The sequence below is a fragment of the Virgibacillus ihumii genome (assembly GCF_902726655.1).
GTDB lineage: Bacteria > Bacillota > Bacilli > Bacillales > Amphibacillaceae > Lentibacillus > Lentibacillus ihumii.
In genome coordinates, this window is sequence record NZ_CACVAN010000001.1 from 382,115 (window position 1) to 404,900 (window position 22,786).

Sequence of the window (22,786 nt, forward strand, 5' to 3'; positions counted from 1 at the left end):
TATATCTGTCTTTACCCGTAAAAGGTGGGAGGTGAAACAAAAAAGGGACGCCACTCAGAGAATGGCGTCCCTTCCAGGAAGATAATTATTCAGCTTTATGCGCTTCGATTTCAAAATTAACTTTTACTTCTTCACCAATAAGTACGCCGCCGGTTTCTACTGCAGCATTCCAGGTCAGACCGAAATCTTTACGGTTAAATTTAGCGGAACCGCTGAATCCGGCAACGGTATTGCCGCTCATTGGATCCTTGCTTTCACCCTCAAATGTCACATCCGCTGTAACCGGCTTGGTAGTTCCCCGGATTGTAAGGTCACCGGTAACTTCATAATCATTGCCGGATTTTTTCTTGATGTCAGTTGCGTTAAATGTGATTTTTGGATGATTTTCCACATCAAAGAAATCGCCTGAGCGAAGGTGATCGTCACGATCTTTATTACGGGTATCGATACTTGCTGCATCAATGGTTAACTCTACCTTTGAATCAGATAAATTGTCCACGTCAGCTTGAATTATGGCATCAAAGTCATTAAATGCACCTTTCGCTTTTGAAATCATCATATGTTTTACCTGAAATCCTAATTCACTGTGAACTGTGTCTACATTATACGTTGCTTTTGTCAACTTTATCCCTCCAAAAAAAATTATATACTTACTTTATGTAACTTAGTATATAATTATAAATTACTGCTGTCAAGTAATTACAAGAAAAAATTTTGATTTCAAAATAAGTTTTACCCATTAATTGATGGTAATAAACATTTCTTCCATGCTATACTAAAATAAAAAGAGGTTTTTACATATGAAACAACTCAGCATCATTCCATGTGGCAGGAAAAAGATCTGGGACAGATATGAAAATATCGGCGCAGTACAGGCGAGTGATGCTTACATTGGCACATTGCATCATTTATGTCGTAATTATGCGGAGGCATTTACTGATGACTGGGTAGTTTTATCAGCCAAACATGGATTTTTATTTCCCGAAGATATTGTTCCCGGACAGTATAATGTAACATTTAATCAAAAAAGTGATGAAATCATAACCAATCACAAATTGCGGGAGCAGGTACAAAAGAAGCAGCTTGATCAGTATGATATGCTTGTGATATTAACTGGAAAAAAGTATAAGCCAGTAATAAACAGTGCCTTTAATAAAGATCAGCCACGAACGTATCCGCTGCTGCAATACAGTGGCATTGGTTACATGCAGCAGGCGCTGAAACAAGCGGTTCAGGATAATGAGCCGATTCGAATGAAAGACAGGAGTTAGTATAAATGGATCGAATGACATTTATTATCGCGGTTTTACTTGTATATATGATATACATATCATTTAAACACAGGGAAACATTCAGGAAATTGTCTCTCCTCCAGAATATTGGGGTGCTGATTACATTCTTGGCATCCATCGCTATTTTTGGAAGTCTGTTTTACTTCGGCGTAAATTATTTATCAGATTTGTCGCCCGGATGGTTTGTTGGTTTAGTTGTTAAGATTGTCTATGCCTTCTTTGTGATGATCAGTGGTGTAATAGCATTTAGTGCAGTAGCATATAAGATCTCGGATGGGCTGCTCCCGGTTAAGCGTAATCAGGAGTAACGGAAACCCTCACATAAAATTTGTGGGGGTTTTTTATATCCAGCCAGTACCGGTTTTCTGCTTGAGTGTGTTTTTTTTTAAGAAGTATTGCCACCTATTATTCCCGGTGAACGATAGTATAGGTGAATAGGTAGTCGGAATTTCCTCCCGAAAAATCATATAAGGGGGAGTAAAATGAAGCCGATCGTTATTATTGATCCGGGACATGGCGGGAAGGATCCCGGGGGCGGGTCAAACAGACACTGGATTGAAAAAAACCTTACGTTATCCATATCGCTTTATCAGTATGAACGATTTAAAACGCTTGGAATACCAGTTGCGATTACAAGGGAGGCGGACGTGACACTGTTCCCGGCAAACCGGACACGGATTGTGCGTGAAAGCGGTGCGGAATATTGTTTTTCCAATCACATTAATGCCGGCGGTGGTGACGGGGCTGAAATAATTCATTCCATCTATGGCGGGAAAGGTTTACCTAAGCAGCTTGCGGAAGGGATTCGCTCTACAGGACAAAATGTACGAAGAATATTCACACGGACATTGCCCGGTAATCCAAGGCTGGATTTTTATTATATGAACCGTGATACAGGTCATGTAAAAACAGTCATAATTGAATATGGATTCGCTGATTCATCTGCAGATGATGTACGTCAACTGAGACAGAATTGGGAAAAATATGCTGAAGCCATCGTGAAAGCTTTTTGTCTCTATATTAATCATCCATATAAAAAGGGAAGAGACAATGCTGCTGCAGAAATGGAACGAAAAGAATTTCTTCAGCTTCCATCAAATGCAAAATCGTGGCGGGTGTATCCATTGAATGTTACCCCTATCAGGGGAAATGAAAAAGGGTTCCTGCGTCCTGCAAAGTTTGGCGGTCTTACGTATAAAGTGCTCGGTAATCCACAGCTGCATGTATATACCATTCAAACACGTGACTTTGGGAAAGTACAAATATATGCCCATCCTTCAACAGGGGCTGTCTTGTCATAAGGCTTTTCGTAAAGCTTGTTTATTGGATTTTCCGTCAAAAAATAAAAAGCCTGGATGCATATCAACTCCAGGCTTATTATTAATAGGCCGTAATGCCTACTGAACAATGTACGGTTTTTCGCTATACTAAAAATAAAGAAAATTTAAAACGGAAAGGAAGATTTGATGCAACAAATTACGTACAACCCTGCATGGGATATTGATGTGATTTTTCCAGGGGGAAGCGACTCCGCAGAATTACATACATATATGAATGATATTAAACATGATTTGCAAGCGCTTGCAAATGCGGTCGAGGAATTTGATCCGGTGCAGGTAAGTCGTGCTGATCAGATAAAGAAAGTAGCTGATTTACTTGAAGGTACACAAAATAAAATGGGAGAGGCATTTGCATTTATCAGCTGTATCAATGCGCAGGATGTTCACGATAAGAAAGCAAGTCTGCTGGTTGGAAAAAGAAGTGAACTGCGCGCCGAAATGGAAGCCGTGAAAACGAGTTTTGAACAGAAACTGACAGCAATTCAGGACCAACAGTGGGATGAACTGCTAGGCGATCCGGCGATTCGGGATCTGGCTTTTGTGTTGGGGGAATATCGGAATAAGGCGAATGAACTGCTGTCAGCTGATAAGGAGAAATTGATTAATGATTTATCGATTAGTGGATATCATGGCTGGAGTCAGATGTATGATACGGTGACAGCCAATATGCGTGTTGAAATTGAGGAGAATGGTGAAACGAATTATGTTTCTGTCGGTCAGGCATCCAATAAAATGAGTGATCCTGATCGTGGCGTCAGGAAACATGTTTTTGAACAACTGGGGAAGGCATGGGGAGAAAACGCCGACTTTATTGGGCAAACTTTGAATCATCTGGCTGGCGTTCGGCTGCAGACGTATAAGCACCGCAACTGGAAGCATGTGCTGAAAGAGCCGCTTGCTATGAACCGTATGCAACAGGAAACGCTTGATGCGATGTGGAATGCGATTAATCGGAACAAACATCATTTTACCGACTTTCTGGCCAAGAAGGTAGAACTGCTTGGCCTTAAAAAGTTGAGTATGTACGATATTGGGGCTCCACTGTCAGAAACCGTGAAAAAAACACCGTATACGGATGGAGCCAATTTTATTGTTGAGCAGTTCAGTAAGTTCAGTCCGAAAATGGCTGATTTTGCACAGATGGCTTTTGAGGAAAGGTGGATAGAAGCTGAGGATCGGCCCGGCAAACGTCCTGGCGGGTTTTGTACGAATTTTCCAGAAAGCAAGCAAACACGGATTTTCATGACATATTCCGGAACATCATCCAATATCGCAACATTGGCACATGAACTTGGGCATGCATACCATCAGCACGTTATGAATGATATGCACGGATTGAACCAGGGATATGCCATGAATGTTGCGGAGACAGCTTCCACATTTGCTGAGATGATTGTTTCCGATGCATCTGTTAAAAATGCCCGAAACACAGAGGAAAAAAAGGTGTTGTTGGAGACGAAAATTCAGCGCAGTATTGCCTTTTTCATGAATATCCAGGCGAGGTTTCATTTTGAACAGCAGTTTTATGAGGAACGGAAACAGGGAATAGTGCCAGTGGAGCGTTTAAATGAAATGATGATTGATGCGCAAAAGGATGCGTATGGGGATGCGCTTGATGAATATGATCCAAATTTCTGGGCGTCTAAATTGCATTTTCATATCACAGGTGTACCGTTTTATAACTTCCCGTATACGTTCGGGTATTTGTTCAGTCTTGGCATTTACGCACATGCTCAGAAAATGGGGGGCAACTTTGAAGATGACTATATTGCGCTGCTTCGTGATACTGGTCGGATGACGGTGGAAGATTTGGCAGCGAAGCATTTGGATGTTGATTTAACCAAGCCGGATTTCTGGGAAAGCGCTATTTCTCTTTGTGTAAATGATGTAAATGAATTTCTGAGCTTATAACAATACGTTTGTTATTACCATTCAGTTAAGTTATAATACAGATAACATAAAAAGCAGATTAATAGAAGCCTGCAGGGGGAGCCGATTGGCTGAGAGTGAACGAGAAATTGTTCTTACCCTTCGAACCTGTTAGTTAATACTAGCGTAGGGATGGTGGCTTTTTTTGATGGATTACAGCAGTAATGTGAGTGGATTCCCCATCAGGAAGCTTCCCCTTGGCATTGCTTTTTTTGTGAAAAATTCCGTCCGGCAGGTTTTGGACCGACGGGAAAGGGGAGGTTTATTGAATGCGTTCGAAACGTACACTGTTTTTGGTGGAGGTTCCTATTTTCACGGCTCTGGCGTTATTGCTTGATACAATCCCGTTTTTATCATTTAAAATATGGGCACAGGGTGGTTCGGTTTCGTTTGCAATGATTCCAATTTTTATCGTTGCTTTTCGATGGGGAATAAAAGGCGGATTGTTGTCAGGATTTTTGTGGGGTGGATTGCAAATCATGTTTGGCGGATTTATATTGACTCCACTGCAGGGATTTCTTGATTATATTGTAGCCTTTACAGTACTTGGAGTGGCCGGTGCTTTTGCGAAACCGGTTCAGAATGCTGTCAATAAGGGCAATGGTAAAAGCACTTTCCTGTACATTGCCCTGGGCGTGTTCGTCGGTTCAAGTTTACGCTTTTTGGCACACTTCGCAGGAGGTATTGCATTCTTTGCGGAGGCAGCTCCCGATGGACAACCGGTTTGGCTGTATTCACTGTTGTACAATGGTTCCTACATGCTGCCGTCATTTATTCTATCTGCTGCTCTTGTGTTTCTGTTATTTTACAAGCAGCCGCGAACATTAATTGAATCAACCCAATAAAATATATCACGCATCAAGAATAGTCCTTTGCACGCGAGGGGCTATTTTTCTATACTTAAGATAGAGGTGATACAAATGAGAGAGTTGATCGGGCAGTGCCAGTCTTGTGGAAAAAATGTCTATTGTGAAAATGGCTTTTTTGACGGAGTTCAGATTGACGGCAGGTTGCTGTGTAATGATTGTGCTGAGAAGGAAGATACAGAAACATAAACTTGAAAAGATGAATTTTGGCAAGTGCATTTGAGTCGTGTGGCTCACAAATTTATGAAAACGCGCATATCCAACTCAAAATCACGAATATACGTTCTGGAAACGAGAATAAATGACTCAAAACCGCGAATATCATACTCAAAACCGCGAATATATTTCATAAGCTTTTGACATTCAATAGGTTCTGTTCTTTTAAATGCATCTGACACCACTTCCCTACGATGTGCATAGGCTATAGCACACTAAAAAAGGAAGTGGTTGCGATGGAGCTGACTATTTCGCATTGGTTATATGGTTTATTTACGTTAATCATCATTTTAACGATGATTTTCCGAAAAGGTGTGGTGCTCCCATCATTGCTTGGGACATTTGTTATTGCTTGGGTATATAACGGCAGTATTGTGGATGGGTTTACGTCCATTTTTAACGCCAACCTGGTTGCAGCGAAAGAACTTTTCAGCATTTTCCTGATTATTACATTTATGATGGCATTACTGCACTCGCTTCGTGACCTTGGTGCTGATCGCAGAATGATTCAGCCGATTCAAAAGGTGATGGTCAACGGACATGTTTCATTTTTTGTTTTGATTGCTGTGACGTATGTCATATCACTGTTCTTCTGGCCAACACCGGCAGTTCCGCTGATTTGTGCGTTGCTTGTGCCGGCAGCAATCCGGTCAGGGTTACCGGCGTTGTTAGCAGCGGTTGCTGTGGCATTAGCGGGGCAGGGGATGGCATTGTCATCGGACTATATTGTGCAGGTCGCTCCAAGTTTGTCGGCAAAATCCGCTGGAATTGATGTTGGACTAATAACAGATAAGGCATTAATATTGTCGATTATTACCGGTGCTGTGGCAATTGGTCTTGCCTATTTAATGTACCGAAAAACGATTCGGACAAAAAACAGCCCGCAAAATGAGGTTGAATTAGAGGCAATGCAGGGTGCGAAAGAATCAGCAAACAAGAACCACGCTGCCCATCTGCGTACGTGGAGCAAAGTGTTTGCGGTGCTCGTTCCGGTTTCGCTGCTGGCAGTCGTTATTTTCATGATGTATTCAAAGCTTCAGGCAGGAAGAATGAGCGGCTTTGAAGGTGGTGACGGGGCAGCATTTATTGGTGGTGTAGCTGTTATCTTGCTGTTACTTTCAACGGTCGCATTTGGCCGGCATCATGCACTTGATTATATCAGCAATTATATTACGGAAGGTTTTGTATTTGCCTTTAAAGCGATGGGACCGGTAATACCGATTGCAGGATTTTTCTTCCTTGGGAGTTCCGATTTTTCCGGAAGTATTCTGGGAGTAAGTGAAAAAGCGCCAGGGTTACTTTTTGATCTTGTTCAATCCTCACAGCAATATCTTCCCGAGAGTGCACTGTTTGCTGCTTTCAGCATTCTTGTTATTGGAATCATAACCGGACTTGACGGCTCAGGTTTTTCCGGTCTTCCGTTGACCGGTGCGCTTGCTTCATCATTAAGCAGCGGTTCCATTGATCCTGGCACACTTGCCGCAATCGGGCAGATGGGCTCCATTTGGACCGGTGGCGGAACGATTGTCGCATGGTCATCCATGATTGCAATTGCCGGTTTTTGCGGCGTTTCCGTCATGGAACTCGTCCGCAAAAACTTCATTCCGGTTATTCTGGGGCTCTTAGTTTCGACTGTTTTGGCTGTTTTCCTTTTTTGACGGAATCCGCAACCTCCATCAAAGTTGGAAATCGTTGGCTTTTTTCACAGCCTTTTTGATACACTCGTTATATATGTATTCATGAAATAAAATCGATTCGCTATCAAACATGGTGAAAAAACAAGTTTTCTAATGATGGAGGTTATGTTATGGTACAAAGTACTACAGATATCGTGAAAAAATCACTGGATGCATTGCTGGATGATAAGTCTTTTTTACCGGAAATGACAGGTCAGTCAAGACAAAAAGCATTTACTTCACTCGTTTCTATTTTATCTACTCCAAACCATGTCAGTAAATCATTTTTGCGGGTTACGCTGGAAGATGAAAAGGTAATCCGTATTCCCGCCTTTCGTGTGCAGCATAATAATATTTTAGGTCCATATAAAGGAGGAATCCGATTTCACGAATCGGTTGAAGAAAATGAAGTAATCAATCTCGCCTCGCTTATGACGTTAAAAAATGCGCTGCATGAAGTACCGTTTGGCGGCGGTAAAGGCGGAATCATGATAAATCCACGGGAATACAGTGTTCGGGAGCTCAATTTGATTTGCAAAAAATATGTGCAGTACTTCAGTGAAATTCTTGGTCCGGACAAAGATATTCCTGCCCCAGATGTCGGTTCGAGTGCCAGAGAAATGGACTGGATGATGGGTGAGTACAAGAGCATCCGGCCTGGCTTGCCTTATCGCGGCAGTTTTACCGGTAAAAGTGTCCTGAATGGTGGTTCACTGGGGCGGAGAGAAGCTACCGGAAAAGGTGTATATTTTACTTTCCGTTATATGCTCCATAACTTTGTAAATGAACAGGAAAAATGGCTGGCTGAACGGGATAACATTTTTGCAAAAACTGCACTGAAACATAAGGATAAAACACTGACAATGGCGGTTCAAGGTTTCGGGAACGTCGGATCTGTTGCAGCTTTGGAAGCTTTTCAGTGCAATTATATAAATAATAAAATTGTTGCTGTCAGTGACCGGCATGTAACGCTGTATAATTCCGATGGTTTGGATATACCAGCACTGGTAAAATACACATCCAATAACGGCGGGGATTTGCCTGTTGATGGCCATCAGCTTGAGGAGGCGGATGTCAAGGCGGACATTCAGGACCGGGATGATGTATTAACGCTGGATGTTGATGTATTGTGCCTGGCAGCATTAGGCGGGCAGATTCATAAAGATAACGTATCAGATGTCAAAGCCCAGATAATTATCGAGGGAGCCAATGCCCCTATTACCACTGAGGCAGACCGTTATTTGAGTGAAAACGGTGTCATTATTGCACCAGACATTCTGACAAATGCCGGTGGTGTGATCGTTTCTTATTTTGAGTGGCTTCAGGGCAGAGAGACTCAGTTTTTCAGCGAAGAAGAAGTGTATAAACGATTATTTGATAAAATGAAAGAAACTTTTGATACGATATTACCGCAGTTTTTCGGTGATCCCTTTCCACTGCGTCAGAACTGTTATATCCATGCTGTAATGAAAATTTCCACCATTCTGTACCGGCAGGGAAAATTATATTAAACGAAAAGACATTCTGCACGAGCGGAATGTCTTTTTAATAAATAGATATGTTATAATATTCAGTGAATAGGAAAATTAAGGTCAAAAAAGGATTTGTCTATGGAGGGGAGGTTATCGATGGATGATAAAAGTCTGTCGTTATGGTCAACGACTAAATACCATAATCATCTGAAGGCAACGGAGTATGATGAGATTGCCAGGGAAGCCGCGGTTACGATCATGATAAATGGTGAGCAGTATGCAACGATTGTCTGTACACCTAACGAAATCCGACAGCTTGTTTTAGGATTTTTAGCTTCTGAGGGATTGATTCGTACCGCGGAACAAGTGCTGAAATTAACAATTGATGAAGAGAAAGGCTTTGCTTATGCGGAATTATCCACCCGGGTTGAATTTGCGAAGCGAACCGAACGCTGGATTGGGTCATGCTGTGGTAAAAGCAGGGAGTTTTACTTGGAGCAGGATGTTAAAACGGCGAAGACAATCTATTCCTCCGTTCAATTTTCAGCAGAACAGGTCTATCAGTTGATGGTAGACTTTGATAAAAAGGCTGAAGTATATGGGCGGACAGGCGGGGTTCATCAGGCGGCAATTGCATCAGCTAATGGCATCATCGCATCTGCCATTGATATCGGCCGCCATAATGCACTTGATAAATTGTACGGATATATTATGCAGAACCGAATTTCACTGAAAGATAAATGTATTTTATTCAGCGGCCGGATTTCATCGGAAGTTATTTTAAAAGTTTCCAAGATTGGTGCCGGCGTATTAATTGCCAAATCAGCACCGACCGATCTTGCACTAAAGCTTGCTGATGATCTGCAGATAACAGCAATTGGCTTTGTCAGGGAGAATAAATTGAACGTATATACCCATGAAAAGCGTATCAATGGAGATTCTTATCACGATGTTTATTTTTCAAATTAAGGAGGGGATGTCGTGCTTAACCAGGATCATATTATTGTGAAAATAAATGGGGAAGAGTTTCTTGCTGATCCGGGGCAAAATCTGCTGGATTTAATTAATACAACAGATGTATTTGTGCCGCAGATATGTTATAACGAAGCATTGGGACCGGTTCAAACATGTGATACCTGCCTTGTCCAGGTGAACGGTGAGCTTGCTAGAGCATGCGGCACTACGGTGGAGTCCGGAATGAATGTCAATACAAAAATTGACCAGGTCAATGCTTCCCAGAAAGAAGCGCTTGATCGGATTTTGGAAAAGCATGAGTTGTATTGTACCGTTTGCGATTACAATAATGGAACATGCGAGATTCATAATACAGTAGCTGAATTTGGTCTGGAACATCAGTCACGGCCATTTCAGGCAAAACCGTATGAAGTGGACAATTCCAGTCCTTTTTACCGGTATGATCCGGATCAGTGTATTTTATGCGGCCGGTGTGTGGAAGTCTGTCAGGATATTGAGGTCAATGAAACACTTTTGATTGACTGGAATCGCGAACAGCCACGCGTCATTTGGGATAACGATGTACCGATCGATCAGTCCTCGTGTGTCAGCTGCGGACAATGTGTTACGGTTTGTCCGTGCAACGCATTAATGGAAACGGATATGGTCGGTGAGGCAGGTTATATGACCGATCATGGTCCGGGATTATTAAGGTCGATGATTGAGGTAACCAAAAAAGCAGAACCAGGCTATGGTCCGCTGTTTGCTGTGTCAGATACGGAAGCCTCGATGCGGGAAGAACGCATTGAAAAGACCAAAACAGTCTGTACATATTGTGGTGTCGGCTGCACATTTGATGTCTGGACTAAAGATCGAAAAGTGTTGAAGGTTGAACCACAGCAGGATTCACCGGCAAACGGCATCTCCACTTGTATAAAAGGGAAATTTGGCTGGGATTACGTGAATTCCGAGGAGCGTCTGACTAAACCGCTGATTCGTCAAGATGAATCTTTTGTTGAAGTGGAATGGGACGAGGCATTGGATTATGTTGCAAACCGTTTTGCTGAAATTAAGAAAGACAAAGGTGCTGATTCACTTGGTTTTATTTCATCATCCAAAGCGACCAATGAGGAATCATATGTCATGCAGAAATTGGCTCGTCAGGTTATGGGGACTAACAATGTGGATAACTGTTCACGCTATTGTCAGTCACCTGCCACGAAAGGGCTTTTTCGGACGGTGGGACATGGCGGTGATTCCGGCTCGATCGATGATATTGCTGAAGCGGATATGGTTATCACAATCGGTTCCAACACGGCGGAATCACATCCGGTGCTGGCATCACGCATCAAGCGTTCACAAAAACTATTTGGACAAAAGCTGTTTGTATTTGATTTACGCAAACATGAGATGGGACAGCGTGCGGATAAATTTTACCAGCCGAAAAGCGGGACAGACCTTGTTTGGCTCTCAGCAGTAACTAAATATATCATTGACAAGGGCTGGGAAAATCGTTCTTTTATTGATCAGTGGGTCAATGATTTTGAAGATTATAAGGAAAGTTTAAAAAAGTTCACATTAGAGTATGCTGAAGAGTTAACCGGCATTTCACAGGATGAATTGAAATCAATCGCAAAACAGATTGTTAGTGTTGATAAGGTGGCGATCTGCTGGGCGATGGGTGTTACACAGCACCAGCTTGGCAGTGATACAAGTACGGCTATTTCCAACTTGCTGCTCGTTACCGGCAACTATATGCGGAACGGCACCGGGGCATATCCATTACGCGGACATAATAATGTCCAGGGTTGCAGTGATTTTGGCAGCATGCCAGACTTTTTCCCCGGATATGAAAAAGTGGCAAATGATGATGTAAGGAAACGCTACGAAGATGCCTGGGGTGTGGAGATACCTGATGAGCCGGGCAAAGACAACCATGAAATGATTGAAGCGATTCATGCAGGTGAACTTAATTCGCTTTATGTACTTGGTGAAGATACAGGGGTTGTTGATGCGAATATTAATTATGTCCGGGCAGCTTTTGAACAATTAGATTTCTTTGTTGTTCAGGATTTATTCTTAACGAAAACAGCCCAATATGCGGATGTTATTTTACCGGCTGTTCCAAGTCTGGAAAAAGAAGGAACGTTTACCAATACGGAGCGCCGCATCCAGCGTTTATACAAGGCACTTGATGCTGTTGGTGATTCCCGACCGGACTGGGAAATTATTATGGAACTGGCCGGACGTCTTGGCCATGAATGGGGATATGAAAGTCCATCCGATATTATGGATGAAGCGGCCTCATTGGCACCATTATTTGCTGGAGTCAGCTATGACCTTCTGACTGATTACAATAGTCTGCAGTGGCCGGTGGCAGCGGATGGAACGGATACACCATTGTTGTATGTGGACGGTTTTCCATTCGATGATAAAAAAGCACGCTTGTACCCGCTGGAATTTGATTTGCGGTATGAAACGGATGATGAATATGACCTGCATGTGAATAATGGCCGGGTTCTGGAGCACTTCCATGAAGGTAACATGACGTATAAATCAAAGGCTATTTCGAGTAAGATGCCGAATGCGTTCATTGAGATTTCACCTGAATTGGCGGAGGAGCGTGGTGTCCGGGAAGGTGCTGAAATAAAACTGATCTCCCATACCGGTGAGGTGACCGGGCTAGTACACGTGACCGACCGTGTTAGCGGAAAAGAAGTGTATTTGCCATTAAATGATAACGGCAAAACCGCAGTAAATTTTTTAACGGATAACAATGTTGATAAAGACACGAATACACCGGCATATAAGGAAATCAAGGTAAAAATGAAAGTTCTTAAGAAAAAAGGAAAAAGTCCATTACCGCCGAATAATTACCGCAGAGGAAACCGGCAGCCTCAGATTAGTGTGAATGTTGAGGAAAAGTGGAACCGGAGAGACTATATTTTCCCGGAAAGCAAGGTGAAACATAATGGCTGAGCCGATTTCAAATGTTAAGAAGATGGAGATTCCAAAAGAAAAAATACAGCAGGACAACCTGGAAGAAGTAATAGAAGCGGTCAGCGAAAATAAGGAAGCTATTTTAAAAGGAATTGACTTTTTGAACACACTGAATAACAACGGAATGCTCGACATGAGTCATGCACTTGTAAAGCATAAAGAAGATGCGCTTGAGAATGTGATGAACGAGTTAAACAAATCGCAATATGCAAAAGTGCTGGAAAATATTATGCAGCTCGTATTTCTCGCCGGTGAACTCAGAGTGGACGATATGAAATATTTTGCTGGACGGTTGAATGATGGGATGGAGGCAGCCGGAAATCAGGAGCAGAACGATAAAACATCATATTTTGACCTGATGAAGGCGCTGAAAGACCCGGAAATAAACCGAAGTATCACCATGCTTCTGGCATTTTTGAAAGGAATGGGAAAAGAATAACTATGATGAGCGGACCCTGGGTGCACGGTTGTGTACCCGGGGTTTTTTCTTTACGATAATAACTTTCCTGAAAATATAAGCGGAAGCATTGATTGAAAGAGCCCAAAAGTCAGCGGATTGCATCAATCATCAACCGCACAGGCGGAACATCAACCGCATGAGCGGAACATCAACCGTATAAGCGGAACATCAACCGCACGAGCGAAACATCAACCGTATAAGCGAAACATCAACCGCACGAGCGGAACATCAACCGTATAAGCGAAACATCAACTCAAACCGTTCTGAATGCGGCACTGCTCACATTTTTTACCAATTAACAGTAATTCTGCAATAAAAATTATATTTCAAAAATTATTACTTGTTAAAATCAGAATAGTGGAATAAACTTGTACTATCACCTTATGATTTTTCATAATTTTAAAAAGGGCGTTTTTCAACTAGAGATAGACATCGCCCGTAAATTTTACAGGGGAGGTAGAGAAAATTGAATGGTGTATTAGTAGCGATTATCGGTTTAGTTGTGTTTGCCTTAGGTTACCGATATTATTCAAAATTTGTCGCGGAAAAAATATTCCGGCTTGACCCGGATTACGTTACGCCGGCGCACAAGTATAAGGATGGCGTTGACTTTGTTCCAACAAATAAGTTTGTGTTATGGGGTCACCATTTTTCATCTGTTGCGGGTGCAGCACCAATTGTCGGACCGGCAATTGCGGTATACTGGGGCTGGCTGCCGGCACTTCTATGGGTCCTGCTGGGAACTGTATTTGCGGCGGGGGTACACGACTTTGGCACACTCGTATTATCAGTAAGGAACAAGGGACAGTCTGTGGGGACGTTAGCTAACCGACTAATCGGTCAGCGGGCAAAGGTCTTATTCCTATTTATTATTCTCATTCTGGTGTTAATGGTAAACGCGGTATTTGCCTGGGTTATTGCCAACTTATTTATTTCATTCCCGGCAAGTGTTTTATCGATTTTTATTCAGATTCCGCTTGCAGTATGGATTGGCTATGCTGTATATAAACGTCAGAAAAAAATGCTCGTTCCATCAATAATTGCACTTTTTGTGATGTATTTTACGGCTGTTATCGCTGCAAAAGTGGAATGGCTGCAAATTGACCTGGTGAGATACATGGGGGGAGAAGATGGTACCGGACTATTTGGTCTTGGAGCTGTATCAACTGCGTTTTTAATCTGGATTATTATTCTGATGGTCTATGTTTATATTGCATCAACACTGCCGGTTTGGAAACTGCTCCAGCCGCGTGATTTTATCAATTCACACCAGCTTAGTGTTGGTCTGCTGATGCTTTATCTTGGGTTATTATTCACTAATCCCGACATTACAGCTCCGCTTACACATACGGATACAGAGGTATCGTGGTTTCCACTTCTGTTTATTACCATTGCGTGTGGTGCGATTTCCGGTTTCCATGGACTTGTTTCCAGTGGAACATCCTCCAAACAATTGAATAAGGAAACCGATGCAAGATTGGTAGGTTATTTCGGTGCAGTTGGGGAAGGATCCCTGGCACTGGTATCGATTTTAGCTGTTGTTACATTTTTTCCAAGTGCCGATGAATTTTTGAACACGTACAGCAGTTTCACCGCAGCAAGCAGTGCAGGACTTAATGTATTCGTGGAAGCAGCAGGACAACTCGCAACCGGGCTATTTATCCCGGCAGACGTGGCAAGAACAATTGTATCAGTAATTGTTATCAGTTTTGCTGCAACGTCACTTGATACATCAGTTCGACTGATGCGCTATATCATTTCGGAACTTGGGATTGAATATAAGGCTCCAGCATTGACGAAAAAACATGTTGCCACTTCCATCGCTGTTGTAACCAGTGCCATGCTGGTACTTATTCCCGAGGGTCCAAAAGGCTTCGGCTCCGGCGGGTATCTGTTGTGGCCGTTGTTTGGGACATCGAATCAGCTGCTCGCAGCCATCAGTTTATTGCTCATTACCATTTGGCTGAAAAAACAGGGCAGAAACTATATGATAACCTTAATCCCGATGGTCTTTGTCATGATTGTTACATTATGGGCCATGTTCCAGCAGGTTATCCTGCAATGGTCCTGGTTTGGTACTGAATCAAACACGTTATTGTTTGTATTAGGAGCCATTATCTTTGTGTTTGCGGTATGGATTATTTTGACCGCTTTCCAAACACTTGCCAGCAGTAAAGATAATCCGATTGATAAGGGACAATAAATCAGATATCATTAAAAGAAAGGGGTCATTGTGACGAATGATCCCTTTCTATTATCCTGCCGGGAGGTGAATGTATGCTGGATAAAATGAAAAAATTAATTGAGTTTTATGAAGAAGTGATCAGTATGCCACACCGAACTGAAATTGCACGGGAATTAAGAGATGAAGATGACTTATTTTTGCTGCTGCTTTATTCAGAAATGATCGGAATCCCGAACCCGGTGTATTACTATACGCTGGAACTGTATCCATATATGATTGAACGGTTCCATGACTGGCATTTGCGGATGGGAATGGAGAAATCACCAATGAGCGGAATCCGCTGCTGCTGATCCACTAGATAGAAGGAGTCTTATTATGGAAGTTCTTAATAAAAAAATCATTTTTGTCGGCGGTAAAGGCGGGGTGGGGAAATCCACTTCGGCTGCTGCTATTGCCTGGAATGCTGCACGCAGCGGAGAGAAAACATTGTTGATTTCAACAGACCCTGCACATAATTTAGGGGATATTTTCAGCCGGCCAATCGGTGGAAATACAACAAATATTGCAGAAAATCTGTCCGCTATTGAAATTGATCCTGAAATCGAAACGGAGAATTATATAAAAGGTGTTAAAGAGAATCTGAATGGGCTTGTACAGTCAAGCATGGTCGAAGAGGTGCACAGGCAGCTTGATACAGCTAAAGCTTCTCCTGGTGCGGATGAAGCAGCGCTCTTTGATAAACTGATTTCAATTATTTTGGAGGAAAGTGAGCACTATGACAAGCTGGTGTTTGATACCGCACCAACCGGACACACAATCAGATTGCTGTCGCTGCCGGAATTGATGGGTGTCTGGATTGAAGGAATGCTGCAAAAACGCCAGAAAACAAATGAAAATTACACCCAGTTGCTCAATGATGGGGAACCGATTGAAGACCCGATTTATGATGTGCTGAAAGAACGGCAGGAACGCTTTTCAGAGGCGAGAGAGTATTTGCTCAATGGCTCCAAAACCGGATTTGTATTTGTGATGAATCCGGAACGCTTGCCCATATTGGAAACGGAAAAAGCAATCGAATTACTTGATAAGTATCATCTGCATGTTAAAACACTGATAATCAATAAGGTACTTCCCGATGATGCGGATGGAGAGTTTATTATGCAGCGGAAGGCTTATGAAACGCAGTATATGGATTTAATCGAAAAAACGTTTACCAAACAGGAATTAATTTATGTTCCATTTTTCTCTTATGATATTACCAGTAAACAACAGTTGGAAAAGTTCAGCGGCTATTTCAGTGCGAAGAATTAAATATGTTTCGGGCATATTGATTATGAAAGGATGTTGGTAATGAAAGCTTTTGTACATGAACAAGGTGAATTACGCTTGAAAAATGTGGACGAGCCATTTGCTGACCATGGATTGGTGACAGTTGCTATTCGGTCGGCAGGGTTGAATCGACGGGATCTGTCTATTCCAAAGCGCCGCGGATCTGCTGCTGATGTATTAATTCTCGGGTCAGATGGCGCCGGGGTAATTGAATCTGTTGGAGAAGGTGTTTCAGAGGTGTCCGCCGGGGATGAAGTAGTGATTAATCCAGCATTACGATGGCAGGAGAACAGTGATGCACCGCCGGAAGGTTTTAGTATTTTTGACGGTACATTTGCTGAAAAGATTGTCCTGCCAGCAGATCAGGTGGAAAAAAAGCCGGAACATCTTTCGTGGGACGAGGCAGGTATTCTGGCATTGTCTGCACTAACGGGGTTTCGTGCCTTATTCACGAAAGGTAATGTGAAGGAAGGGGATACGGTCTTTATTCCAGGTGCGGGCAGCGGTGTTGCCACCTATTTGATACAATTTGCCAAAAATGCTGGTGCCAAGGTTATTGTTTCCTCCAGGAGCGCAAAGAAAAGAGAGCAGGCACAGGAACTTGGTGCTGATATCGTCGTGGACACGAACAGTGACTGGCAAGAAGAGCTGAAGAATGAAATAGTTGATTTGGTGATTGAGAGTGTCGGACGTGCAACGTTCAACAGATCATTGGAAGTGCTGAAAAAGGGTGGACGTATGGTAGTATTCGGAGCAACTACAGAAGATACTGTCGACTTGGATTTGCGTGCGTTTTTCTACGGTCAGTACCAGCTCTTTGGCTCTACGATGGGAAGCAGGCAGGAACTAAAGGCGATGCTGGACCACGTTAATAAGCACCAGGTCAGGCCGGTTTTAGATCGTACTTTTACCTTGGATGAAGCACAGCAGGCAATGGACTATCTGGGCGAAGGAAAACAATTTGGAAATGTTGCGCTGCGTATAAGTGAATAAGCAAAAATGAGGCTGTCTGATACAGTCTCTTTTGGTAACGTTAGAAAGTATAAATTAAGGTTGACCTTATCGGCATTCGCTATAAGACGAGGCGAATGCCAAGGTTTTCTAATTTCCAACAGCATTACCTCTTTCTTTTGTCCACTCACATTGTACAGTACTCATCCTGATACCTGTTTAATTGTTTGAGCAAAAAGTCCATCGCCTTCCAGCCATTCAGCCAGGAACACATCACCAAAGTTATCAATTCCCTGATTTTTCAGCTCACTTTTCAACCAGTCTAAGTTTTTTCCGATATCTGCCAGTTCATCATGCAGTAATTCTCCATCGCGAATTAGCGTTACCGGAACATACACCGGTTTTGGAGGCATTTGCATATCTTCCTGTTGTACTTTCTGCTTCGGTGTTTTTTTCAGGATACTGATTGATCCGTTTGCTTCAAGATAGCAATACGCGACTTCACGGATTGAGAAAGTTTCAGATTGGCGCAGCAGACTCTGAAGCTGGTTAATATTCATGCGGTTCTTTTTTAACTGGTCACGATTAATAATTCCATTGTGAATCAGGACCGATGGTTTACCTTCAGATACTTTTCGAAACAGCAGAAATTTCTGACTAAAAACTTCGACAGTTAAGATCATGATTGCCCATAATGTCATGGAAAAGATAATATATTCGACCCCAATTTTCTTATCGTACAGCGCATTCCCCAGGAGTTCACTCAGAACAATTGCCGCGATGAAGGTAAACGGTGTAATCTGTTCGATAATTTTTTTCCCAATTATTTTAACTAAAATAAACAGCAAGACAAATCCGGTAATCAGTTCCATTGCCAACACGACAAAACTCATATGTTAGACACCCCAATGCAGTAATCTGTTATCATGATTGACAATACAAACGGGTTTCAATCATTGCGAAAAACTGGCTTCGTCATTACAAACCGGCATCCATTTATGGAAGTTCTCATGAAACAGCGGATGGCGGAAGGGGACCCCCCTAATATGGGTAAACACAATATGATCAAAACAACGCCTATCGCAAACATAAAACGGGAAGCCAACTTTGCTGCATAGAAAAACTCCCAGTCATGTATGCTTAAGTAATACATGAATGCGGGAGTTTGCATCTATCGTAAATATTTCTCAATCATGTTAATTGTCTCTGCCATGCGCTGACTGTTTCTCTCATACATTTCTTTCACCTGTTGATTTTCGGTTGCTAACGAAAATAACTCCAAATCGGCCTGACATTTTTTCATGGAAGCTAGCAGCAATGGTTTCTCTGATGGACTTGGAACGTTAATCATGTCATCGTACAAGTCAACGGTTAACTGTCCGGACGAATCCACTTGCCCAAGAAAAACATTTTCGATGCTTACATTCAATTTTTCCAGTTCGGTTTCCAGCCAGTTTGTGTTCAATGAAGCATTTGTTAATGGCTCCATTAATGCTTTTCCATCCATAATAACTGTCTGCGGTTCTTTCTCAGGGGCAGGTTTCAGACCAAGATCCTTATTGGTTACCGGTTGATGTTCCTTTTTGGGCAGTACATTCAATTTTCCGGTTGGCTCCAGTATGGCAAACTCGACATCGGCTGCTCTGAAAAAATTGTTATCGCGTAATTCTTCAAGTAAGTCATCAGTCGAGAAACGTTCTTTTTTAAGGTTATCTTCCATGATTTTGCCATTTTGAATAAAAACGGTACCTTTGTTCTGGGTGAAATCGCGGACTCGCTTGCTTTTTAATGATAATAATTCCACCCCGAAAGGCACGAGGAACCAAACCAATAATGCAATAAAGGCATACTCAAATTGTGTGTTCAGGTCTGTGGCATGTGTTGCGACGATGCTGCCGATTACAATGCCTGTAATATATTGAAAAATATCCAGTTGTGACATTTGCTTTTTCCCAAGCATTTTCGTAATAAAAAACAGTGCCACTAAAAGACTTAATGAGCGGATGATAACCTCAAGCCAGCCTGGCATACTGATCATTCCTTTTCTATGTTAGCTTTTATATTGCGGTTCTTCCTGTGAAAGGTATATAATCTGATTTTCCAGATCTGATTTTACATCCTCCATAGTGGTACGGGCCTTATCAAATGCTTCCCTGGCTTCCGGGTCACTTGATTTACCTTTCAAACTCATCAAGGTTGCCTCGGCGCTTTTGATGGATGCATAACAAGCTTTTACTTGTGAACCTACAGTCATATTATATCTATCCTTTCGGTCGAAAGATGATTGCTGCAACCATTCCAAAAATGATTGCAGAAGAGATGCCTGCACTGGTTATCTCAAACATTCCAGTGATGATACCTACCAAATCATGTTTTTCAGCCTCGGCAATTGCTCCATGTACCAATGAATTACCAAAATTCGTAATTGGTACGGTTGCCCCTGCACCGGCAAAATCAATGAGCGGCTCATACAGACCCAATGCGTCTAGAATTGCCCCGGCCACTACAAGAATACTGAGTGTGAGACCGGGATTAAATTTAAAAACATCAAACATGATTTGGCCGATTACACAAATGAGACCGCCAACAACAAATGCCCAGAAAAAAATCATTGTACATCACTTCCTGACTCGATTGACACTGCATGCGCAATGCACGGAATCGTGTCTTTTTGCTGAACGGTCAGCGGTGAATGGAGTGAACCTGTAGCAACAACAAGAATCCGATTCAGTTCATTTCGCTTCATTTTATTCAGGAAATGCCCATAAACAGTGACTGCCGAGCAGGCAGCACCGCTTCCTCCAGCAAGTACCGGTTGTCCTTCACGATATATTGTCAGACCACAGTCTTTATAATTTTCTTCGGTTACAGCAATGTCCCTTTTTTGCAGCATATCGAGCGAGACCTCGTGACCGATATGTCCGAGGTCTCCAGTTATGATTGCATCATAGTAGGAGGCGTCGACATTCCGTTCCCGCAAATGTGTTTCAATCGTATCGACAGCAGCAGGTGCCATCGCTCCCCCCATATTAAATGGATCGGACATGCCCATATCGACAACCTTTCCGATTGTTGCTGATGTAACCTGTGGACCGTCTCCCTCCTTTGCAACGAGTGCACACCCGGCACCGGTTACTGTCCATTGTGCTGTCGGGGGTTTTTGCCCGCCATATTCAGTAGGGTAGCGGAATTGCTTTTCGGTGGCGGCGTTATGACTCGAGCACCCGCTCAAAATATAGTCCGCTCCATCAGCGTTGATAATAAATGCTGACAGGGCCAGGCTTTCCATCGATGTAGCACACGCACTGAACAGTCCGAAGTACGGAAGATTCATCGTTTTGGCCGCAAAGCTCGTCGGCGTAATCTGGTTAATCAGATCTCCGCTGATAAAAAACTTTACCTGCTCCTTTTCAATTGGACTATTTTTTACAGCGTACTGACAGGCTTCTTCCATCATGAGCTGATTTGCTTTTTCAAAGGATGACTGGTTGAGCCATATATTATCATGCAGGAGGTCGATATCTTTGGGAATATTGCCTTCTGCTTCAAACGGTCCGGCAACTGTTCCAGTTGAAAGGATGACCGGTTTTTTGTCAAAAATCCATGTTCGGTGTCCGGTTAGCATTATAATCCACCCCATGTAATGAGAATCAATTTGATTAATGAAATTACAAAAGCTGCGAATACCCCAAACAAAATGACAGATCCGGCTAATTTAAACATATTACCGCCGACACCTAATACAAACCCCTCGGTTCGGTGTTCGATGGCCGCGGAAATTACTGCGTTGCCAAATCCGGTAACTGGAACCGCCGAGCCCGCCCCGGCAAACTGTCCGATTCGGTCGTAAACTCCAAATCCGGTTAAAAACATCGTAATAAATATTAATGTTGCCACTGTGGGATTACCGACTGTCTGCTCTGTAAAATTAAAATAATAGATGTAAAGGGTTGAAATAATCTGGCCGATAAAACAAATGAACCCGCCGACAAAAAAAGCTTTGACACAATTTTTCAAAAGTGGGCGTTTCGTTTCCCGGTCATTTTGAAATGACTGATATTTTTGCGCGGCAGGCGGTAAATTTTTCTTTTTCTTATCTGCCATATCCCGATCACTCTTTCTGTTATGTTTGTTCATGCATTAAGTTTGTAAGATGGTTAATTTCCTTTTTTAGTTTCTTTTTGCTTATTTTATTGGAATCAATCGCTTTTTCAAGGCGGTTCAGCTCAATAACCGCTTTTTTGTCTGTTGACACTTCAACCTTTCTGTCCGGGAATGCTTTTTCCATTTCTTTCTGCAGATATTTCCGGATATTCGATAGTCTGAGACGATGCCGATGATGTACCTCTATTGCAATTAACATTTTTTTATCGGTGTTTACTGCATGTATGGAGGTGATTGTATCATGTTTGCGAAGCATCTCTTTTGCCTGATTGGAGGCATGCTGATCAATATTATGGTTGCTGGTAATGTAAGAAAGGTTTATTCCGTCTTCCTGAGTCGCTGAATTATCCACTGTTGAACAGCTTGTTAGAAATAGGATTAATCCAATAATTGTTATAAGTCGATAGCCACTCATGCTTTTCCCCCTGATTTGAAGGAGGCTGGCGTTCATTGCCAACCTCATGATTATCAGAAAATCTGTAATTGAATCAGCTTTTCCTGGCAGTTAAGAAAAAATAAAATACTTTCTAACTGCATAAGTGCAACTATGGCTGTCACCTAAAGGCTTGGTGACAACCATGTGTTCTAAGCTTAAGCATTTACTAATGTAGTAAATAAACTTTTTCCTTTTTTATCCGCAAGTTAAAAGCCTTTATACTGTGGTTCCTCTGATTCCATTTGTTTAATACGCGGTTCAACACTTTGCAGAACGCTCTGCGTTTGTTGTGCAGCGTTTTCATACATTTGCTTTGCTGCTTTATTTTCTGTTTGCAAGGCGAATTGCTCAAAACTTGCCTGTGCACTTTTTAAACCTGCAAGCGTCTGTTTTACCTGACTTGATACTGTCACAAGATTTCCTCCTTTGTTTGAACCTCATTATTTATAATCAGTAAAAAATGCGTAATTATACGTGCGATTTTCTTTTTGTTTTATTGACATGGGTAAAAGGGTA

Annotated in this window: 25 protein-coding genes and 1 riboswitch; of the genes, 16 read left to right on the forward strand and 9 right to left on the reverse strand. The window is 42.3% G+C overall.

Annotation, left to right across the window (positions count from 1 at the left end; all coding sequences use genetic code 11):
- Positions 1–85: 85 nt before the first annotated feature.
- Positions 86–622: a YceI family protein gene (locus tag HUX68_RS01855; protein WP_174613053.1), complete on the reverse strand. Its 537-nt coding sequence runs from the start codon at positions 620–622 to the stop codon at positions 86–88.
- Positions 623–800: 178 nt separating this feature from the next.
- Here HUX68_RS01855 and HUX68_RS01860 point away from each other — a divergent pair, with 178 nt between their 5' ends.
- From HUX68_RS01860 to HUX68_RS01930, 15 genes are all read left to right on the forward strand, one after another.
- Positions 801–1,271: a DUF6884 domain-containing protein gene (locus HUX68_RS01860; RefSeq protein WP_174613054.1), complete on the forward strand. Its 471-nt coding sequence runs from the start codon at positions 801–803 to the stop codon at positions 1,269–1,271.
- Between the two features lie 5 nt (positions 1,272–1,276).
- A complete protein-coding gene (locus HUX68_RS01865; RefSeq protein ID WP_174613055.1) occupies positions 1,277–1,600 on the forward strand; it encodes a hypothetical protein in 324 nt (107 codons plus the stop codon).
- Positions 1,601–1,774: 174 nt separating this feature from the next.
- Positions 1,775–2,593, forward strand: coding sequence for an N-acetylmuramoyl-L-alanine amidase family protein (locus tag HUX68_RS01870; protein WP_174613056.1), 819 nt, complete (start codon positions 1,775–1,777; stop codon positions 2,591–2,593).
- A gap of 165 nt (positions 2,594–2,758) precedes the next feature.
- The gene (locus HUX68_RS01875) at positions 2,759–4,543 is read left to right on the forward strand and encodes a M3 family oligoendopeptidase (protein WP_174613057.1); all 1,785 of its coding nucleotides are present in this window, start codon (positions 2,759–2,761) and stop codon (positions 4,541–4,543) included.
- A gap of 64 nt (positions 4,544–4,607) precedes the next feature.
- A riboswitch (TPP riboswitch) is annotated at positions 4,608–4,711 on the forward strand.
- A gap of 119 nt (positions 4,712–4,830) precedes the next feature.
- Entirely contained in the window at positions 4,831–5,406 is a 576-nt protein-coding gene (thiT, locus tag HUX68_RS01880; RefSeq protein ID WP_174613058.1) for an energy-coupled thiamine transporter ThiT, read from the forward strand.
- A 473-nt stretch (positions 5,407–5,879) separates the two neighbouring features.
- On the forward strand, positions 5,880–7,301 hold the full coding sequence (locus HUX68_RS01885) for a hypothetical protein (protein WP_174613059.1): 1,422 nt from the start codon (positions 5,880–5,882) through the stop codon (positions 7,299–7,301).
- Positions 7,302–7,450: 149 nt separating this feature from the next.
- A complete protein-coding gene (locus HUX68_RS01890) occupies positions 7,451–8,830 on the forward strand; it encodes a Glu/Leu/Phe/Val family dehydrogenase (protein WP_174613060.1) in 1,380 nt (459 codons plus the stop codon).
- Between the two features lie 117 nt (positions 8,831–8,947).
- Positions 8,948–9,760 (forward strand): formate dehydrogenase accessory sulfurtransferase FdhD, encoded by an 813-nt coding sequence (gene fdhD / locus HUX68_RS01895; RefSeq protein WP_174613061.1) that lies wholly within the window; start codon positions 8,948–8,950, stop codon positions 9,758–9,760.
- Between the two features lie 12 nt (positions 9,761–9,772).
- Entirely contained in the window at positions 9,773–12,724 is a 2,952-nt protein-coding gene (gene fdhF / locus HUX68_RS01900; protein WP_174613062.1) for a formate dehydrogenase subunit alpha, read from the forward strand.
- A complete protein-coding gene (locus tag HUX68_RS01905; protein WP_174613063.1) occupies positions 12,717–13,184 on the forward strand; it encodes a helical membrane plugin domain-containing protein in 468 nt (155 codons plus the stop codon). Before fdhF ends, HUX68_RS01905 begins: the two co-directional genes overlap by 8 nt.
- A 117-nt stretch (positions 13,185–13,301) precedes the next feature.
- On the forward strand, positions 13,302–13,445 hold the full coding sequence (locus HUX68_RS01910; protein ID WP_174613064.1) for a hypothetical protein: 144 nt from the start codon (positions 13,302–13,304) through the stop codon (positions 13,443–13,445).
- Between the two features lie 226 nt (positions 13,446–13,671).
- Positions 13,672–15,408, forward strand: a complete 1,737-nt coding sequence (locus HUX68_RS01915; protein WP_174613065.1) for a carbon starvation CstA family protein — start codon at positions 13,672–13,674, stop codon at positions 15,406–15,408.
- Positions 15,409–15,482: 74 nt separating this feature from the next.
- Positions 15,483–15,740 (forward strand): cory-CC-star protein, encoded by a 258-nt coding sequence (locus HUX68_RS01920; protein ID WP_174613066.1) that lies wholly within the window; start codon positions 15,483–15,485, stop codon positions 15,738–15,740.
- 25 nt (positions 15,741–15,765) lie between these two features.
- Positions 15,766–16,701, forward strand: a complete 936-nt coding sequence (locus HUX68_RS01925) for an ArsA family ATPase (protein WP_174613067.1) — start codon at positions 15,766–15,768, stop codon at positions 16,699–16,701.
- Positions 16,702–16,740: 39 nt separating this feature from the next.
- Complete coding sequence (locus HUX68_RS01930; protein ID WP_174613068.1) at positions 16,741–17,712, forward strand: zinc-binding dehydrogenase; 972 nt, start codon at positions 16,741–16,743, stop codon at positions 17,710–17,712.
- Between the two features lie 161 nt (positions 17,713–17,873).
- On the opposite strand, the gene HUX68_RS01935 is transcribed toward HUX68_RS01930, so the two are convergent.
- Positions 17,874–18,563 carry a DUF421 domain-containing protein gene (locus HUX68_RS01935; RefSeq protein ID WP_174613069.1) on the reverse strand — a complete coding sequence of 230 codons (690 nt, stop codon included), beginning with the start codon at positions 18,561–18,563 and terminating at the stop codon, positions 17,874–17,876.
- A gap of 33 nt (positions 18,564–18,596) precedes the next feature.
- On the opposite strand from HUX68_RS01935, the gene HUX68_RS01940 reads away from it, so the two are divergent.
- Complete coding sequence (locus tag HUX68_RS01940) at positions 18,597–18,788, forward strand: hypothetical protein (protein ID WP_174613070.1); 192 nt, start codon at positions 18,597–18,599, stop codon at positions 18,786–18,788.
- A gap of 53 nt (positions 18,789–18,841) precedes the next feature.
- Here HUX68_RS01940 and HUX68_RS01945 read toward each other — a convergent pair whose 3' ends face one another.
- The 7 genes from HUX68_RS01945 to HUX68_RS01975 all read right to left on the reverse strand — a co-directional run bounded on the left by HUX68_RS01945 (position 18,842) and on the right by HUX68_RS01975 (position 22,683).
- Positions 18,842–19,699, reverse strand: a complete 858-nt coding sequence (locus HUX68_RS01945) for a DUF421 domain-containing protein (RefSeq protein ID WP_174613071.1) — start codon at positions 19,697–19,699, stop codon at positions 18,842–18,844.
- A 21-nt stretch (positions 19,700–19,720) separates the two neighbouring features.
- Positions 19,721–19,924: a DUF1657 domain-containing protein gene (locus HUX68_RS01950; RefSeq protein WP_174613072.1), complete on the reverse strand. Its 204-nt coding sequence runs from the start codon at positions 19,922–19,924 to the stop codon at positions 19,721–19,723.
- 7 nt (positions 19,925–19,931) lie between these two features.
- Positions 19,932–20,282 (reverse strand): stage V sporulation protein AE, encoded by a 351-nt coding sequence (gene spoVAE / locus HUX68_RS01955; protein WP_174613073.1) that lies wholly within the window; start codon positions 20,280–20,282, stop codon positions 19,932–19,934.
- Positions 20,279–21,295, reverse strand: a complete 1,017-nt coding sequence (gene spoVAD, locus HUX68_RS01960; RefSeq protein ID WP_174613074.1) for a stage V sporulation protein AD — start codon at positions 21,293–21,295, stop codon at positions 20,279–20,281. Before spoVAD ends, spoVAE begins: the two co-directional genes overlap by 4 nt.
- On the reverse strand, positions 21,295–21,774 hold the full coding sequence (gene spoVAC / locus HUX68_RS01965; RefSeq protein ID WP_174613075.1) for a stage V sporulation protein AC: 480 nt from the start codon (positions 21,772–21,774) through the stop codon (positions 21,295–21,297). The genes spoVAD and spoVAC overlap by 1 nt, the downstream gene beginning before the upstream one ends.
- A 19-nt stretch (positions 21,775–21,793) precedes the next feature.
- Positions 21,794–22,249, reverse strand: coding sequence for a hypothetical protein (locus HUX68_RS01970; RefSeq protein ID WP_174613076.1), 456 nt, complete (start codon positions 22,247–22,249; stop codon positions 21,794–21,796).
- 227 nt (positions 22,250–22,476) lie between these two features.
- Complete coding sequence (locus HUX68_RS01975) at positions 22,477–22,683, reverse strand: DUF1657 domain-containing protein (RefSeq protein WP_174613077.1); 207 nt, start codon at positions 22,681–22,683, stop codon at positions 22,477–22,479.
- Positions 22,684–22,786: the final 103 nt, after the last annotated feature.